Source organism: Mycobacterium sp., from assembly GCF_965229105.1.
GTDB lineage: Bacteria > Actinomycetota > Actinomycetes > Mycobacteriales > Mycobacteriaceae > Mycobacterium.
The window spans coordinates 641,298-657,754 of sequence record NZ_OZ245858.1; the positions used below are offsets into that span (position 1 = coordinate 641,298).

General features: G+C 63.3%; 14 protein-coding genes and 2 tRNA genes. 10 read left to right on the forward strand and 6 right to left on the reverse strand.

Going from position 1 to position 16,457, the window contains the following annotated elements; translation table 11 throughout:
* Positions 1-18 precede the first annotated feature (18 nt).
* The 5 genes from ADBZ9O_RS02995 to rpmH all read right to left on the reverse strand — a co-directional run bounded on the left by ADBZ9O_RS02995 (position 19) and on the right by rpmH (position 2,663).
* Entirely contained in the window at positions 19-639 is a 621-nt protein-coding gene (locus tag ADBZ9O_RS02995; RefSeq protein ID WP_526528269.1) for a Jag family protein, read from the reverse strand.
* 91 nt (positions 640-730) lie between these two features.
* Positions 731-1,888 (reverse strand): membrane protein insertase YidC, encoded by a 1,158-nt coding sequence (yidC, locus tag ADBZ9O_RS03000; RefSeq protein ID WP_526533800.1) that lies wholly within the window; start codon positions 1,886-1,888, stop codon positions 731-733.
* Complete coding sequence (gene yidD / locus ADBZ9O_RS03005; protein ID WP_526528271.1) at positions 1,851-2,144, reverse strand: membrane protein insertion efficiency factor YidD; 294 nt, start codon at positions 2,142-2,144, stop codon at positions 1,851-1,853. The genes yidC and yidD overlap by 38 nt, the downstream gene beginning before the upstream one ends.
* Positions 2,141-2,497 (reverse strand): ribonuclease P protein component, encoded by a 357-nt coding sequence (rnpA, locus tag ADBZ9O_RS03010; protein WP_526528273.1) that lies wholly within the window; start codon positions 2,495-2,497, stop codon positions 2,141-2,143. The genes yidD and rnpA overlap by 4 nt, the downstream gene beginning before the upstream one ends.
* Before the next feature lie 22 nt (positions 2,498-2,519).
* Positions 2,520-2,663, reverse strand: a complete 144-nt coding sequence (gene rpmH, locus ADBZ9O_RS03015) for a 50S ribosomal protein L34 (RefSeq protein WP_526528275.1) — start codon at positions 2,661-2,663, stop codon at positions 2,520-2,522.
* A gap of 572 nt (positions 2,664-3,235) precedes the next feature.
* On the opposite strand from rpmH, the gene dnaA reads away from it, so the two are divergent.
* From dnaA to ADBZ9O_RS03065, 10 genes are all read left to right on the forward strand, one after another.
* Positions 3,236-4,750 carry a chromosomal replication initiator protein DnaA gene (gene dnaA, locus ADBZ9O_RS03020; protein WP_526528277.1) on the forward strand — a complete coding sequence of 505 codons (1,515 nt, stop codon included), beginning with the start codon at positions 3,236-3,238 and terminating at the stop codon, positions 4,748-4,750.
* A gap of 572 nt (positions 4,751-5,322) precedes the next feature.
* A complete protein-coding gene (gene dnaN, locus ADBZ9O_RS03025) occupies positions 5,323-6,528 on the forward strand; it encodes a DNA polymerase III subunit beta (protein ID WP_526528279.1) in 1,206 nt (401 codons plus the stop codon).
* 27 nt (positions 6,529-6,555) lie between these two features.
* On the forward strand, positions 6,556-7,449 hold the full coding sequence (gene gnd / locus ADBZ9O_RS03030; RefSeq protein WP_526528281.1) for a phosphogluconate dehydrogenase (NAD(+)-dependent, decarboxylating): 894 nt from the start codon (positions 6,556-6,558) through the stop codon (positions 7,447-7,449).
* Positions 7,450-8,610, forward strand: coding sequence for a DNA replication/repair protein RecF (gene recF / locus ADBZ9O_RS03035; protein WP_526528283.1), 1,161 nt, complete (start codon positions 7,450-7,452; stop codon positions 8,608-8,610).
* Positions 8,603-9,199 (forward strand): DUF721 family protein, encoded by a 597-nt coding sequence (locus ADBZ9O_RS03040; protein WP_526533802.1) that lies wholly within the window; start codon positions 8,603-8,605, stop codon positions 9,197-9,199. The genes recF and ADBZ9O_RS03040 overlap by 8 nt, the downstream gene beginning before the upstream one ends.
* A gap of 223 nt (positions 9,200-9,422) precedes the next feature.
* Positions 9,423-11,447, forward strand: a complete 2,025-nt coding sequence (gene gyrB, locus ADBZ9O_RS03045; RefSeq protein WP_526528285.1) for a DNA topoisomerase (ATP-hydrolyzing) subunit B — start codon at positions 9,423-9,425, stop codon at positions 11,445-11,447.
* A 44-nt stretch (positions 11,448-11,491) separates the two neighbouring features.
* A complete protein-coding gene (gyrA, locus tag ADBZ9O_RS03050) occupies positions 11,492-14,041 on the forward strand; it encodes a DNA gyrase subunit A (protein WP_526528287.1) in 2,550 nt (849 codons plus the stop codon).
* A 33-nt stretch (positions 14,042-14,074) separates the two neighbouring features.
* Positions 14,075-14,959, forward strand: coding sequence for a DUF3566 domain-containing protein (locus ADBZ9O_RS03055; protein ID WP_526528289.1), 885 nt, complete (start codon positions 14,075-14,077; stop codon positions 14,957-14,959).
* A 62-nt stretch (positions 14,960-15,021) separates the two neighbouring features.
* Positions 15,022-15,095, forward strand: a tRNA-Ile gene (locus ADBZ9O_RS03060).
* A gap of 171 nt (positions 15,096-15,266) precedes the next feature.
* Positions 15,267-15,339 (forward strand) — tRNA-Ala (locus tag ADBZ9O_RS03065).
* A gap of 48 nt (positions 15,340-15,387) precedes the next feature.
* Here the strand turns inward: ADBZ9O_RS03065 and ADBZ9O_RS03070 are convergent.
* On the reverse strand, positions 15,388-16,173 hold the full coding sequence (locus ADBZ9O_RS03070) for a site-specific integrase (RefSeq protein ID WP_526528291.1): 786 nt from the start codon (positions 16,171-16,173) through the stop codon (positions 15,388-15,390).
* Positions 16,174-16,457 lie beyond the last annotated feature (284 nt).

Genomic DNA, 16,457 nt, shown 5'->3' on the forward strand with positions numbered 1-16,457 from the left:
CTGTAACTCTTGGTTCAGTCAGTCCGGCAGGATCACGACGCGACGCGACGGCTCCACGCCTTCGCTCTCGCTGTGCACCCCATCGACCGCTGCGACAGCGTCGTGCACGATCTTGCGTTCGAAAGGCGTCATGGGCGCCAGCTGCTCGCGCTGACCGCTCTCCAGGACGCGGTGTGACACCTTGTCCCCCAGTGCCGCCAGCTCTTCGCGACGTCGACGCCGCCACCCGGCGACATCGAGCATCAGCCTGCTGCGCTCACCGGTCTTCTGGTGCACCGCCAGCCGGGTCAACTCCTGCAGCGCGTCGAGCACCTCGCCCTTGCGGCCGACCAGCTTCACGAGATCCTCGCCGCCGTCGATGCTCACAATCGCGCGGCTGCCTTCGACGTCGAGGTCGATGTCGCCGTCGAAGTCCAACAGGTCGAGAAGCTCCTCCAGGTAGTCGCCGGCGATTTCGCCCTCGGCGACAAGCCGATCCTCGGAGTCGCCGGACTTGGTCCCGGCCCCGTCTTCGGCAGCGTCGTGTTCGGCAGCGTCGTCGGCCACAACCACGTCAGCCTCAGCGCCTTCGGCAGCGGCGTCTTGGACAACCTCCGTGGCCTCGTCGACGTTCTGCTCGGTGATATCGGTGTTAGTCATGTCTGACTTGTCCCTTTCAATACCTCTAGATGGAGATACCGGTCTGCGAAGAGACCGCGCATCGGGTGCCCGCATCGTCGGCGGGCAAGTCTCAACGTTTCCGCTTCTTCGGTCTGGCTCCCGGTCGCGGGGTGGCCGACGGTTTCGGGTCCTTCTGTCCGTTGGAGCCCGGCCCGTTGGTACCCAGCCCGGTGGAAGCCTGGCCGTTGGTCTTCTGATCGTCGTTCGACGTTTCCTCCACCGCGGCCGAATCCGTCAGTTCGACGGCCTCGGGCGTGGAGCCTGACGTCGAACCGTTCAGAGGCTTTTTCGCCTTGGCAGGCTTGGCGCCCGGCGCAGGTGCGTTGGCAGAGCGGCGTTCGATCGCCTCCTGCTTCTTCTCTTCTTCTTCCTTCTCGATCCTGCCGAACACGATGTGCTGCTGACCGAAGGTCCAGATGTTGTTGGCGAACCAGTACAGGATGATCGCGAGTGGAAGAAACGGGCCGCCGACTGTCACGCCGAGCGGGAAGACATACAGCGCCAGCTTGTTCATCATCGCGGTCTGCGGGTTGGCCGCGGCTTCCGGACTCTGGCGGGCCACCGAGGCACGACTGTTGAAGTAGGTCGCGACACCGGCCAGGATCATGATCGGCACGCCGACGGCGATGACTGCGGCCCGGTTGAATTCGGTGAAGGCATCCAGACCTGTCGTCTGGATCATGCTGGCGCCCAGCGGTGCACCGAAGAAGTTGGCGTCCAGGAAGTGCGCAACATCGGTGGCACTGAAGACATAGTTTCCGGTAGCGCGGTTCTGCTCGACCGAGAGCTGCAGCTGACCGAAGCCGCCCTGGGTCCGGTTGAACGAGCGCAGCACGTGATAGAGACCGAGGAACACCGGGAGCTGAGCCAGCATCGGAAGACACCCGAGGATCGGGTTGAACCCGTGTTCCTTCTGAAGCTTCTGCATCTCCAGCGCCATCCGCTGGCGATCCTTGCCGTACTTCTTCTGCAGCGCCTTGATCTGGGGCTGCAACTCCTGCATCTGGCGGGTGGTGCGGATCTGTCGGACGAACGGCTTATAAAGGATCGCGCGAAGGGTGAACACCAGGAACATCACCGACAGCGCCCAGGCGAAGAAGTTGCTCGGGCCGAGCACGAACGAGAATGCCTTGTACCAAACCCACATGATCGCCGACACCGGGTAATAGATGACGTCGAGACTGAACCAATTAAACATAGGACTCGTTCCTGCCACCGCCGGTGGCATCACTGTCGGTCGATCGGTCTTGACGTTCGGGTATCGGGTCCCATCCTCCCCGATGCCACGGACCACACTTGAGGAGGCGGACGCCCGCAAGCCAGCTGCCCCGCAGCAGTCCGTATTCGGCCAACGCGTCGACCGCGTACTGACTACATGTCGGGGTAAAGCGACAACTCGGTAACCGCATCGGTGACACCAGGTGGCGGTACAACTCGATGACGAAGATCAGCGCCCGCACCGGGATCGAACGACGCGTGCTCACCGGTTACCGGCCATGACGTCATGGGAGCGCTGCAGGCCTTTACGCAACTGCTGCTCGAGCCGGGCCGACGCGGCACGACTGCTCCCGGGCAGAGCCCGGATGACCACCCGTTCACACGGATCAAGATCGGAGATGACCGCCTTGGCGACGTGACGTAGACGCCGTGCGACCTGATGGCGTTGTACCGCGTTTCCCACGGACTTGGCGATTACCAGGCCGATCCGCGGTCCTTCGGGGTCGACCTCGTCGCGGCGGACATGCACGACGAGATCGGACTGTGCAGCCCGCACCCCATGCTTGACCGTCGCGCCAAACTCGGTGGACCGTGTCATCCGGTACCGCGCTGGGAGCAACGTCCCTACTACCTGTACTGAATCAGGCAGTCAGTGAGCGGCGGCCCTTGGTCCGCCGGCCGGACACGATGGCGCGTCCCGCGCGTGTCCGCATACGCAGCCGGAAGCCGTGCACCCGTGAACGACGCCGATTGTTCGGCTGAAAGGTCCGCTTGCCCTTGGCCACGGCTATATCTCCTCATTGCATCTGGCCCGCGCACCCGCCACGCACAACACGTTGTACGCGGGCGAACACGACGGCCGTTGGTAAGCTCATTCTCTTGCTCTAACCGGCTTCGAAACCGTTAAGTGCTCCGATAAATCCGGAGGTTCCCCCGGGTCGCTGCCGTATCGCCAACGTTCGGGCGACTGCTCGAGGGTACTGACGTGACTTCGCTGGGTCAAACGGCGCTAAAGACCAGGGTACCGAGCCAAAATCGTTGACTGCTGCACCAACTGTCACGGGATGCCAGGTAGTGCCCAGGAACCTCGATGTCAATGTTGCAGAACGGTTGGCACTCCGAGATAAAACTGTTAGCTTCTGCCAATGCCGTTTCCGACCGGGACGGCCCAGACGACGAAGCGCGGGTGCCGGGGCGCCCACTCTGAATCCACCCCCGCACACTGTCGCCGGTACGCTGCCAAGCGAGGACGATCTGTCTTGTCCACACCTGTGGATAACTATGTGGACAGATTGTTCCCGTTTCATCTTTCTTTGGATGGGACGTCCCAACACATCGGACCGAGGGGGATCTGTCGTTGACCGATGATCCCGGTGCCGCGTTCGCCACGATGTGGAGTGAAGTCGTATCCGAGCTCAACGGAGATACGAGCGCAGCCTTCCCAGATTCGGCCGGTAACGGCGAGACACTGGGCCGTGCGCTGACTCCTCAGCAAAGGGCCTGGCTCAAGCTGGTCAAGCCGCTCACGATCGTCGAAGGGTTTGCCCTTCTGTCGGTACCGAGCAGCTTTGTTCAAAACGAGATCGAACGTCACCTTCGGGTACAGATCACCGATGCACTGAGCCGCCGGTTGGGTCAGCGGGTCGAACTGGGTGTTCGTATCGCCCCACCGTCGGAGGACGATCCCCCAGACGCTGCCCCTCCCCCGTCGCCCGAGGGATTTGGTCCCGACGATATCGACGAAGTCGACGAGGACAGCGAGGCACTGGCCAGCGCTCACGAGAGCTGGCCGTCGTATTTCAACGAACGCCGCCGCAGCGCCGGAACCACCGCACCGGAGGGCACCAGCCTCAATCGGCGCTACACCTTCGACACTTTCGTCATCGGCGCATCCAACCGGTTCGCGCACGCGGCCGCGCTGGCGATCGCCGAGGCCCCGGCCCGCGCGTACAACCCGTTATTCATCTGGGGTGAATCCGGTCTCGGTAAGACACATCTTCTCCACGCCGCAGGCAATTACGCCCAGCGGCTCTTCCCCGGGATGCGGGTGAAGTACGTCTCGACCGAAGAATTCACCAACGACTTCATCAACTCACTGCGCGATGACCGCAAGGTCGCGTTCAAGCGCAGCTATCGCGATATCGATGTTCTGCTGGTCGACGACATCCAGTTCATCGAAGGTAAAGAAGGTATCCAGGAGGAGTTCTTCCATACCTTCAACACCCTGCACAACGCGAACAAACAGATCGTCATCTCCTCCGACCGGCCGCCCAAGCAGCTCGCCACACTCGAGGATCGACTGCGGACCCGGTTCGAATGGGGTCTGATCACCGATGTCCAGCCTCCTGAGCTGGAAACCCGGATTGCCATCCTGCGCAAGAAAGCTCAGATGGAGCGGCTCGACGTGCCGCCCGATGTGCTCGAGCTCATCGCCAGCAGCATCGAACGCAATATCCGCGAACTCGAAGGTGCGCTGATCCGGGTGACGGCGTTCGCGTCACTGAACAAGACTCCGATCGACAAGGCACTGGCCGAGATCGTCCTTCGTGATCTCATCGCCGATGCCAGCACCATGCAGATCAGTTCGGCCACCATCATGGCCGCCACCGCCGAGTACTTCGACACCACGGTCGAGGAGCTCCGCGGCCCCGGCAAGACACGGGCGCTGGCGCAGTCCCGCCAGATTGCGATGTATCTGTGCCGCGAGCTCACCGATCTCTCGCTACCGAAAATCGGCCAGGCATTCGGCCGTGATCACACCACCGTGATGTACGCGCAGAAGAAGATCCTCAACGAAATGGCTTACCGCCGCGAGGTCTTCGACCACGTTAAGGAACTCACCACCCGGATCCGTCAGCGCTCCAAGCGCTGACGTCACCGCTCCTCCCCACACTCTTCCCAAGAGGTATTCACCCGGCGTTTCGCGCTGTTGTCGTGCGCGTGTCATGTCCGGCGGCAGAAATCTTTTGAAAAAACTTCCGACACAGTCACATCACCAGTCACACGATTGGGGTGTTGGTAGCGCTGTGTACAACCTGCCCACGACCTTGCAACAGTCTGTGACAACCTTTGACATCTTTCGCCCGTCCACAGGTGCGCCCCGCCGGCCGCTCAACCATCCACCGCTCATGCACAGGCGCCCGTGACCCCTGGGCTGCAGTAACGACCTGTCATCCCCAGATTCCACACCCCCTATTACTGTTGCTGTTCTAACTCTCTAATTACTTCTTAGAAGAGAAGGCCTGGGGACGGAGTCCTGCACACGCTCCCGCCCTGCCGCGCTGGGAGCGCGTTGTCAGGGCCATCGTTTAGCTTTCAAGATGACAAGGAAAGCTCTACGGTGGGTCTTCACTGCAGTTGCGGTCACCGTGGCGGGGCAGGGGATGGATGCCGCGGCCGGGAATGCTGGTCGGGGCTTGTCGTGAGTTGTAACGAAGGGACGCTATGGCCGTGGCGACGACAACAGTTGGGGTAACCGACTTGAAGTGCCGCCTGGTTCGAGAGGATTTCGCCGACGCTGTGGCGTGGGTGGCGCGCAATCTCCCGACCAGACCGACCGTGCCCGTACTGGCCGGCGTCCTGTTGACCGGATCCGATGAAGGTCTTCGGATCTCCGGATTCGACTACGAAGTGTCCGCCGAGGTCCAGGTCGCTGCCGAGATCGCTTCTCCTGGAAGCGTTTTGGTATCTGGTCGGTTGCTCTCCGATATCACCAGGGCACTCCCGGCCAAACCCGTCGACGTGACGGTGGAGGGCACCCGGGTGTCACTCACCTGCGGCAGCGCGCGTTTCTCGCTGCCGACAATGGCGGTCGAGGACTACCCTGCCCTGCCTGCGCTACCTGAAGAAACAGGTGTTATCTCCGCTGATCTGTTCGCTGAGGCCATCGGCCAGGTGGCCGTTGCGGCCGGCCGTGATGACACCTTGCCGATGTTGACCGGAATCCGGGTCGAAATCTCAGGTGACTCAGTGGTTTTGGCAGCCACCGACCGGTTCCGGTTGGCGGTCCGGGAATTGACCTGGGCGACCGCCGGTGCGGATATCGAGGCTGCGGTGCTGGTGCCGGCGAAAACTCTCGCCGAAGCGGCCAAGGCGGGCACCGCGGGCACCGAGGTGCATCTGTCCCTGGGTGCGGGGGCCGCGGTCGGTAAAGAGGGGCTGCTGGGTATTCGCAGCGACCGCAAACGCAGTACGACGCGCCTGCTCGATGCGGAGTTCCCGAAATTCCGCCAGTTGTTGCCGACAGAACACACTGCGGTGGCCACCATCGGGGTGGCCGAGCTGACCGAGGCCATCAAGCGTGTGGCCTTGGTGGCTGATCGTGGTGCTCAGGTGCGGATGGAGTTCGGCGACGGGGTGCTGCGGCTGTCGGCAGGTGCCGACGATGTCGGCCGCGCCGAGGAGGATCTGCCGGTGGAGTTCGTCGGTGAGCCTTTGACGATCGCCTTCAACCCGACGTATCTCACCGACGGACTGAGCTCGCTGCATTCCGGCCGGGTCTCATTCGGCTTCACCACACCCAGCCGCCCTGCAGTTTTGCGGCCGGCAGGACAAGATGACGGAGAAACCTCCCTGACGGGCACTGGGCCGTTCCCCGCTGTTCAGACGGACTACGTATATCTGTTGATGCCGGTCCGTCTGCCTGGCTGACCGACAACCGCGACGAAAGGGATATTCATGCAGCTGGGTCTGGTCGGACTGGGCAAGATGGGCTTCAACATGCGTGACCGGCTGCGTGAAGGCGGCCACGAAGTCATCGGCTATGACCCCCGCCCAGAGGTCACTGACGTCCCGACGTTGGCCGCGTTGGCCGAAGCGCTCGAGGCCCCCCGGGTTGTCTGGGTGATGGTTCCCTCGGGAACCATCACCGATCAGACGATCTCCGAATTGGCCGGTGTTCTTTCCGAAGGTGACTTGGTTATCGACGGTGGCAACTCGCGCTACACCGAAGACGGACCCCACGCAAAGATGTTGGGCGAAAAGGGGATTGGCTTCATTGATGCCGGGGTCTCCGGTGGCATCTGGGGCCTGACGGAAGGTTACGGCCTGATGGTCGGCGGTAGTGATGCCGATATCGCCAGGGCCATGCCGATCTTCGATAGTTTGCGCCCGCCCGGCCCGGTAGAAGACGGTTTCGTGCACGCCGGTCCGATCGGGGCGGGGCACTTCACGAAGATGGTGCACAACGGCATCGAGTACGCGTTGATGACCGCCTATGCCGAGGGCTATGAGTTGTTGTCGGCCGAGCCACTCGTCCAGAATCCGCAGGCGGTCTATCAGGCGTGGACCAACGGCACGGTTGTTCGGTCGTGGCTACAGCAACTGCTCGCCAAGGCGTTGAAGGAAGACCCGCAGCTCGCCGAGATTTCGGGATACACCGACGATTCGGGTGAGGGTAGATGGACGGTGGAGGAAGCCATCCGGTTGCGAGTTCCCGTGCCCGGTATTGCCGCTTCGCTGTTCGCCCGCTTCCTGTCGCGACAGGATGATTCGCCCACGATGAAGGCCGTCGCGGCGTTGCGCAACCAGTTCGGTGGCCACGCGGTGAAGCGGGTGAGCGAGTCAGGTTAGGTGTACGTCCGGCATCTGGGGTTACGCGATTTTCGATCGTGGCAGACGGCCGACCTTGAATTGGAACAGGGCCGGACTGTCTTCATCGGTCAAAACGGGTATGGGAAAACCAATCTGGTTGAGGCGCTCTGGTATTCGTCGACGCTGAGTTCACACCGGGTAGCAACGGACGCGCCACTGATCCGCGCAGGTGCTGATCGTGCGGTGGTATCGACCATCGTGGTCAACGAAGGTCGCGAACTCGCTGTCGATCTGGAGATCACCGCAGGGCGGGCCAACAAGGCCCGGCTGAACAGATCGCCGGTGCGCAGCGCGCGCGAGATCCTCGGCGCGCTACGCACTGTGCTGTTTGCACCGGAGGATCTGGCGCTGGTCCGCGGTGATCCGGGAGATAGAAGGCGCTATCTCGATGAATTGGCCACCATCCGGCGACCCCGAATCGCTGGTATGCGTGCCGATTACGACAAAGTTCTCCGCCAGCGCACGGCACTGTTGAAGTCAGCGGCGAGTTCGCGATTCCGCGGTGATCGCGGCGCGCTCGACACCCTCGAGGTCTGGGACGGGCATCTGGCGGCGCACGGAGCGGAGCTGATGGCCGCGCGGCTGCAACTCGTCGATGCGCTGGCCCCCGAGGTGGAAAAGGCCTATCAACTACTGGCCCCGTCGTCACGCCCGGCAGCGATCAACTACCGCAGCAGTGTCGACAAGCTGATCGACGCGCCGACCGCAACCGACAGTGTCGAGTCCCTGCGGATCGCACTGCTCGAGGCGCTGGCATTACGCCGCGATGCCGAGATCGAACGCGGGGTGTGTCTGGTTGGCCCGCATCGCGACGACCTCGAGCTCTGCCTCGGCGATCATCCTGCGAAAGGCTTTGCCAGCCACGGAGAATCGTGGTCGATGGCGCTGTCCTTGCGGTTGGCATCGTATGAATTACTTCGCAGCGAAGGCACCGATCCGGTGCTGTTACTCGACGATGTCTTCGCTGAGCTTGATACGGCGCGTCGGCGGGCACTGGCTTCTGTCGCCGCGTCCGCGGAGCAGGTATTGGTGACAGCGGCTGTGGCCGAAGATATTCCGGACGATTGGGATGTGCGTCGTATCCCGATAACACTCAAAGATGATGAGAGCGGCAGGGTTTCGGTGGTAGATGATGGGTAACGACGAGCCCGAGAAAGAAAAGGACCCATCGGATGCAGGGGGTGAGCCCGCCGGTCCCCCGGCCCACCTGTCCGGACTTGCCGGGATGGATCTCGTACGCCGGGCACTCGAGGAGGCCCGGGGAGCCGCGCGCACGCAGGGTAAAGATGTGGGTCGCGGCGGAAAATCGCCCGCTGCGCGGCGGGCCTTTACTGCGGGGGGACGGCGCAGCTGGTCTGGGCCGGGCCCAGACAGCCGTGACCCCCAAACCTTGGGTGCGGCGACAAATGAGTTGAGCAAGAGCCGAGGCTGGACGCCGCGGGTGGCCGCAGGCGCGGTTTTCGGCCAGTGGGACACCGTCGTCGGTGAGCAGATCGCCGAGCATGCCGTCCCGACTGCGCTGCGCGACGGCGTGCTGAGTGTGTCCGCCGAGAGCACGGCCTGGGCCACTCAGTTGCGCACCGTGCAGGCGCAGCTACTGGCGAAGATCGCCGCCGCGGTCGGTGACGGTGTGGTGACGAGCCTGAAGATCACTGGACCCAGCGCTCCGTCGTGGCGCAAAGGGAAACTACATATCTCCGGGCGCGGGCCGCGTGACACCTACGGTTAGTCAGTCGGCGCACCGTCCGCTGAGAGCCACCAGAAGCAGATTTTCGTCGTGTTGGAGCGTCCTGACGCACCGTGAATCGAGATACTGCGCGCACGGCGAAGTTAGATAGGCAGAAACACCGCCGCAGTATCGGTCCTGACAGTGGGTGACGGTAGACTAAACACAAGACATGCTGCGGTGACTGGACCGTGCGCACGCGACCCCCGAGGAGACTGTCCCGACCGTGGCTGCCCAGAAGAAGAACGAATACGGCGCTGAATCGATCACCATCCTTGAAGGTCTCGAGGCGGTTCGTAAACGGCCGGGCATGTACATCGGCTCCACGGGTGAGCGGGGCCTGCACCATCTGGTCTGGGAAGTCGTCGATAACGCCATCGACGAAGCGATGGCGGGATATGCCACCAGGGTCGATGTCAAGATCCTCGGCGACGGAAGCGTGCAGGTCACCGACGATGGCCGTGGCATCCCAGTTGCCATGCACGCCACGGGCGTTCCGACCATCGACGTCGTGATGACGCAGCTGCACGCCGGCGGTAAATTCGGTGGCGAGAACAGCGGTTACAACGTCAGTGGTGGCCTGCACGGTGTTGGTGTTTCTGTGGTCAACGCCCTGTCGACCAGGCTCGAGGCGACGGTTCTTCGCGACGGCTTCGAATGGTTCCAGTACTACGACCGCTCCGTCCCAGGCACGCTGAAGCAGGGCGGCCCGTCGAGAAAAACGGGTACCACAATCCGGTTCTGGGCCGACCCGGACATCTTCGAGACCACGGTTTATGACTTCGAGACCGTCGCGCGCCGCCTGCAGGAGATGGCCTTCCTCAACAAGGGTCTGACCATCGACCTCATCGATGAGCGAGTCTCAGCCGATGACGTCGTCGACGACGTGGTCAGTGATACGGCCGAAGCGCCGAAGTCGGCCGACGAGAAGGAAGCGGAAGCCCAGGCGCCGCACAAGGTCAAGCACCGCACCTTCCACTACCCGGGTGGCCTGGTCGATTACGTCAAGCACATCAACCGCACCAAGACCCCGATTCAGCAGAGCATCATCGATTTCGACGGCAAGGGTCCGGGCCATGAGGTCGAGATCGCCATGCAGTGGAATGCCGGGTACTCGGAATCGGTGCATACCTTCGCAAACACCATCAACACCCACGAGGGTGGCACGCACGAAGAAGGTTTCCGCAGCGCCCTGACCACCGTGGTCAACAAGTGGGCCAGGGACAAGAAGCTGCTCAAGGAGAAGGACGCCAACCTCACCGGCGACGATATCCGTGAGGGACTGGCCGCGGTGATTTCGGTGAAGGTCAGCGACCCCCAGTTCGAGGGTCAGACCAAGACCAAGCTGGGCAACACCGAGGTCAAGTCGTTCGTGCAGAAGATCTGCAACGAACAACTGAGCCACTGGTTCGAATCCAACCCAGCAGAGGCGAAGACAGTCTTGAACAAGGCTGTCCAGTCTGCCCAGGCCCGCTTGGCCGCCCGCAAGGCGCGAGAGTTGGTGCGCCGCAAGAGCGCAACCGATATCGGCGGTCTGCCCGGTAAGCTCGCCGACTGCCGCTCGACAGACCCGCGACTGTCGGAAGTCTATGTGGTAGAGGGCGATTCGGCTGGTGGCTCGGCCAAGAGTGGTCGCGACTCGATGTATCAGGCGATCCTGCCGTTGCGCGGCAAGATCATCAACGTCGAGAAGGCCCGCATCGACCGGGTGCTGAAGAACACCGAAGTCCAGGCGATCATCACCGCACTCGGCACCGGTATCCACGACGAGTTCGACCTCACCAAACTGCGCTACCACAAGATCGTGTTGATGGCCGACGCTGACGTCGACGGCCAGCACATCTCGACGCTGCTGTTGACGTTGTTGTTCCGATTCATGAAGCCGCTCATCGAGAATGGGCACGTCTTCCTCGCGCAGCCGCCGCTGTACAAGCTCAAATGGCAGCGCAGCGAGCCGGAGTTCGCCTACTCCGACCGCGAGCGCGACGGACTGCTCGAGGCTGGCAAGGCCGCCGGTCGCAGGATCAACACCGAAGACGGTATCCAGCGGTACAAGGGCCTCGGTGAGATGGACGCGAAGGAATTGTGGGAAACCACGATGGATCCCAGCGCGCGGGTGCTGCGCCGTATCACCCTCGATGATGCCGCCGCGGCCGACGAACTGTTCTCCGTGCTGATGGGCGAGGACGTCGAAGCCCGTCGCAGCTTCATCACCCGTAACGCGAGAGACGTCCGCTTTCTCGACGTCTGATCCCCCAACCACTTTCAAGCTGCTCATAGACGAGCGAGGAGCACATGACAGACACCACCCTGCCACCCGGCGGCGACGACGGCGCGACCACCGACCGCATCGAACCGGTCGATATCCAGCAGGAAATGCAGCGCAGCTACATCGATTACGCGATGAGCGTCATCGTCGGCCGTGCACTTCCTGAGGTTCGTGACGGCCTCAAGCCGGTGCACCGCCGCGTGCTGTACGCGATGTACGACTCGGGCTTCCGGCCCGACCGCGGACACGCGAAATCCGCACGCTCCGTTGCCGAAACGATGGGTAACTATCACCCACACGGTGACTCGTCGATTTACGACACCCTGGTGCGAATGGCCCAACCGTGGTCACTGCGCTACCCCCTGGTCGACGGGCAGGGCAACTTCGGCTCACCGGGTAACGATCCGCCGGCCGCGATGCGTTACACCGAGGCACGTCTGACGCCCCTGGCGATGGAGATGTTGCGTGAAATCGACGAGGAGACAGTCGATTTCGTCCCGAACTACGACGGACGGGTACAGGAGCCGACGGTTCTGCCCAGCCGGTTCCCCAACCTGCTGGCCAACGGCTCCGGCGGTATCGCGGTCGGCATGGCCACCAACATGCCGCCGCACAATCTGCGCGAATTGGCCGACGCGGTGTTCTGGTGCCTGGACAACTTCGAGGCCGACGAAGAGGCCACGCTGGCCGCGGTCACCGAACGCGTCAAGGGCCCGGACTTCCCGACCTACGGCTTGATCGTTGGCTCCCAAGGGATTCACGACGCCTACACAACGGGGCGCGGCTCCATCCGCATGCGCGGTGTCGTCGAGGTCGAGGAGGACTCGAGGGGTCGCACTCTGCTCGTCATCACCGAGCTGCCCTATCAGGTCAACCACGACAACTTCATCACCTCGATCGCTGACCAGGTACGCGACGGCAAGCTCGCGGGTATCTCCAACATCGAGGACCAGGGCAGCGATCGCGTCGGTATGCGCATCGTCGTCGAGGTCAAGCGTGACGCTGTGGCCAAGGTGGTGCTGAACAACCTCTACAAGCACACCCAGCTGCAGACCAGCTTCGGTGCGAACATGCTCTCGATCGTCGACGGTGTCCCCCGCACACTGCGGATCGATCAGCTGATCCGGCTGTATGTGGTGCACCAGTTGGACGTCATCGTCCGCCGGACCATCTACCGCTTGCGTAAGGCCAATGAGCGGGCCCACATCCTGCGCGGTCTGGTCAAGGCGCTTGATGCGCTCGACGAGGTCATCGCGTTGATCCGGGCGTCGGCCAACGTCGATGTCGCCAGGGCCGGCCTGATCGAGCTGCTCGACGTCGATGACATCCAGGCCCAAGCCATCCTCGATATGCAGCTGCGTCGCCTCGCTGCCCTCGAGCGCCAGCGCATCGTCGACGATCTGGCGAAGATCGAAGCCGAGATCGCCGACCTCGAGGACATCCTGGCCAAGCCGGAACGTCAGCGCGCCATCGTCCACGATGAGCTGTTCGAGTTGGTGGAGAAGTACGGCGATGACCGTCGCACCCGGATCATCCCGGCCGACGGTGATGTGGCTGATGAAGATCTGATCGCCCGCGAAGAGGTGGTCGTGACGATCACCGAGACCGGCTACGCCAAGCGCACCAAATCCGATCTGTACCGCAGCCAGAAGCGCGGCGGTAAGGGTGTGCAGGGTGCCGGCCTCAAACAGGACGACATCGTCAAGCACTTCTTCGTCAGCTCCACCCATGACTGGATCCTGTTCTTCACCACCCAGGGTCGGGTCTACCGCGCCAAGGCCTACGAGCTGCCAGAGGCGTCACGGACCGCACGCGGTCAGCACGTCGCGAACCTGCTGGCCTTCCAGCCCGAGGAACGCATCGCCCAGGTCATCCAGATCAAGAGCTACGAGGACGCGCCATACCTGGTGCTCGCCACGAAGAACGGTCTGGTCAAGAAGTCCAAGCTGACCGACTTCGATTCCAACCGCTCCGGCGGCATCGTCGCGGTCAACCTGCGTGATGGTGACGAGCTGGTGGGGGCGGTGCTGTGCTCGGCCGACGAGGACCTGCTGCTGGTCTCGGCGAACGGTCAGTCGATCCGGTTCTCCGCCACCGATGAGGCATTGCGTCCGATGGGTCGCGCCACCTCGGGTGTGCAGGGCATGCGGTTCAACGCCGATGACCAGTTGCTCTCGCTGAACGTCGTGCAGGAGGGCACGTATCTGCTGGTCGCTACTGCCGGCGGCTACGCCAAGCGCACCGCCATCGAGGAGTACACGGTCCAGGGCCGTGGCGGCAAAGGCATCCTGACCATCCAGTACGACCGCCGTCGTGGCAGTCTAGTCGGAGCGTTGATCGTCGACGATGACACCGAGCTGTACGCCATCACTTCCGGCGGCGGCGTCATCCGAACCAAGGCCAAGCAGGTTCGCAAGGCAGGGCGCCAAACCAAGGGCGTTCGGTTGATGAACCTGGGTGACGGCGACACACTGTTAGCGATCGCGCGCAACGCCGAGGAAATCGATGATGACGACGACATATCCGCGACCGAAGCCGGGCCGGACGCCGAGTCAGAAACCGAGTCGGACGCCTAGCGCTCGGCGCGGCGGCCTAAAAAGGGAGAAGTGGTGAGTTCACCGAACGAGCCCGGCCATGCCGGACCTGGCGACGGCACGGGTAACGGGAACGGTTCAACCGGCGCCCCCCGGCGGCTCACCGATCCGGGGCCTCCGACGGCCCGGATCTCGGATTCGGGCGAGGTGCCACCCTGGCAGCGGGGAGCGGGCCGCACCCAGCAGTCCGGACCCCGGCCGCCGCTGGACCCTCCACCCGCGCGCCAAGAGCCTCGGACGCCGGCCCACTCCCCCGCCCCGGAGGCACGTCCCAACCGCTTCATCGCCGGGACCGCTGCCCCGGGCGCCCAGCCGGCCAACGCGACGCCAGCGCCGGCCCCGGACGCTGACGCCGGATCGCGTGGGGACGCCACCCGCACCAAGGAATACGCCAGCGAGCTGCCGGACCTCTCGGGTCCGGTACCGCGCCCGGTGCAGCCCCGCCGGTCCACCCCCGAACGCACGGAATCCCCTGCCTCCGGGCCGAATCGGGCCACCGCTGGCAGTCGCACGCAGGTCACGAGCCGGGCCAAGAGCGGTCCGGTGCGAGCCACGATGCAGATCCGCCGCGTCGACCCGTGGAGCGCACTGAAGGTGTCGCTGCTGCTGTCGGTCGCCCTGTTCTTCGTCTGGATGATCGCCGTCGCGTTCCTGTATCTGGTGCTCGGCGGGATGGGCGTCTGGAGCAAGCTCAACAGCAACGTCGGCGACCTTCTGACCAGCAGTGGTGGCAGCGGCGGCGAACTGGTCTCCAGTGGCACCATCTTCGGTGGCGCCCTGCTGATCGGGCTGGTGAACATCGTTCTGCTGACCGCGATGGCCACGATCGGTGCCTTCATTTACAACCTGACGACCGATATCGTCGGCGGTGTCGAGGTGACGTTGGCCGACCGCGATTAGTCGCGGTTTGGGTGGCTGGCCACCGGTGCGGTAATCTCGCTCCTCGGTCGTGTGCAAGTTACGGGCCTATAGCTCAGGTGGTTAGAGCGCTTCGCTGATAACGAAGAGGTCGGAGGTTCGAGTCCTCCTAGGCCCACTGGAAGCCGGTGAGATCCGGTACGACCAGGGAGAGGGGTATCCGTGAAACGGCTACTCGTCATCTTGGCGGTTCTCGCGGCCGGTGGCTTGGTATTACGGTCGCGGCAACGTGTCGAGGTCTGGCACGTCGCGGCGGACGACACCGCAAACCTGCCCGCCTAGCGGGTAAGGGGCCTTAGCTCAGTTGGTAGAGCGCTGCCTTTGCAAGGCAGATGTCAGGAGTTCGAATCTCCTAGGCTCCACAAGATAAGATGCAGGTCAGGCCACATACGGTCTGGCCTGCCTTGCTTTCAAGGAACCTCCGCGGCCACACTTTTGACACAATCACGAGTTAAAAGAGCGTTGATGGCGACTCCGACCGCTTCGACATCGGACCCGTAGGGGTGGCCGTTGCGGTCCAGCGTCAGCCCCGCGGACTCGTGTCCAAGCATGTTCTGCAGCGCCTTGATGTTGGCGCCAGCCTGAATCGCCAGCGACGCCGCGGTGTGCCGCAACTCGTGGAGCCTAAGGTCGTAGATCACCGTGTCGTGGCCCGACACCGTGGTTATCCGCGGGTACAGCAACGCGGCCGCCACGGCCTGAGACCCCCACCGCCGACGCACGTTCGTGCCGCGCATATGGCCACCCTCAGAGTCCGGGAAAACCAGTGCGTCAGGGCCGCCGGGTGCCAGCAGATCGGCGACGAACTCGGGCACGCTCACCGTGCGGCCTTTGCCGTTCTTGGGCGTGCCGATCTCGAAGACGCCGTCGACGAGCGTCACCGACCGGGCGACCCGCAGGCGTCGGCTATCCAGGTCCACATCACGCCATCGCAGCTCCGCTACTTCACCGAACCGCAGGCCGCATGTTCCGAGGACGTACACCAAGGGCCGGTTCTCCCCTGCCGCATCGGCGAGCGCGTGCAGCTGCTCCAGGTTGAGTAACCGCTGCTCCGCATATGTCACCGCGGGGAGCTCGACTCCGTCCACCGGATTCACAACCAGACGGTTCTCCTTGACGGTCGTTGCGAGCACCTGACGCAAGACGCCGATCGTCTTGTGCCCGCTGGCCGGTGCCAGGTGGCGTACGCACAACACCCCTGGGGGACCCCCGGCCCTCGCAAGCTCCAGCCACGAATGGCTTAGCGCGTGCCCGTCTGTACGAAATGCAAACCTTTTCAAAGCGCACAGTTACGTACACGATTTAGACGGAGGCTTCCGCTGATGAGCGCAGGTGCACCGCGTTGGGGCCTGCTACTTGTGCCGTGCGGTTGGTGTGGGAAGCAGGTGTAGGAGACGGAATTCGGACGACGTCGGCGGTGGTGTTCTGATGCGTGCAGGATGAAGTCCTTCCGCGCACACAAGCGGTGACTCACCGAGCT

Coding starts and splice junctions, on each gene's coding strand:
- gyrA (WP_526528287.1), top strand. CDS start 11,492: ATGACAGACACCACCCTGCCACCCGGCGGCGACGACGGCGCGACCACC.
- ADBZ9O_RS02995 (WP_526528269.1), bottom strand. CDS start 639: ATGACTAACACCGATATCACCGAGCAGAACGTCGACGAGGCCACGGAG.
- ADBZ9O_RS03040 (WP_526533802.1), top strand. CDS start 8,603: ATGGGTAACGACGAGCCCGAGAAAGAAAAGGACCCATCGGATGCAGGG.
- dnaN (WP_526528279.1), top strand. CDS start 5,323: ATGGCCGTGGCGACGACAACAGTTGGGGTAACCGACTTGAAGTGCCGC.
- yidC (WP_526533800.1), bottom strand. CDS start 1,888: ATGCCACCGGCGGTGGCAGGAACGAGTCCTATGTTTAATTGGTTCAGT.
- gnd (WP_526528281.1), top strand. CDS start 6,556: ATGCAGCTGGGTCTGGTCGGACTGGGCAAGATGGGCTTCAACATGCGT.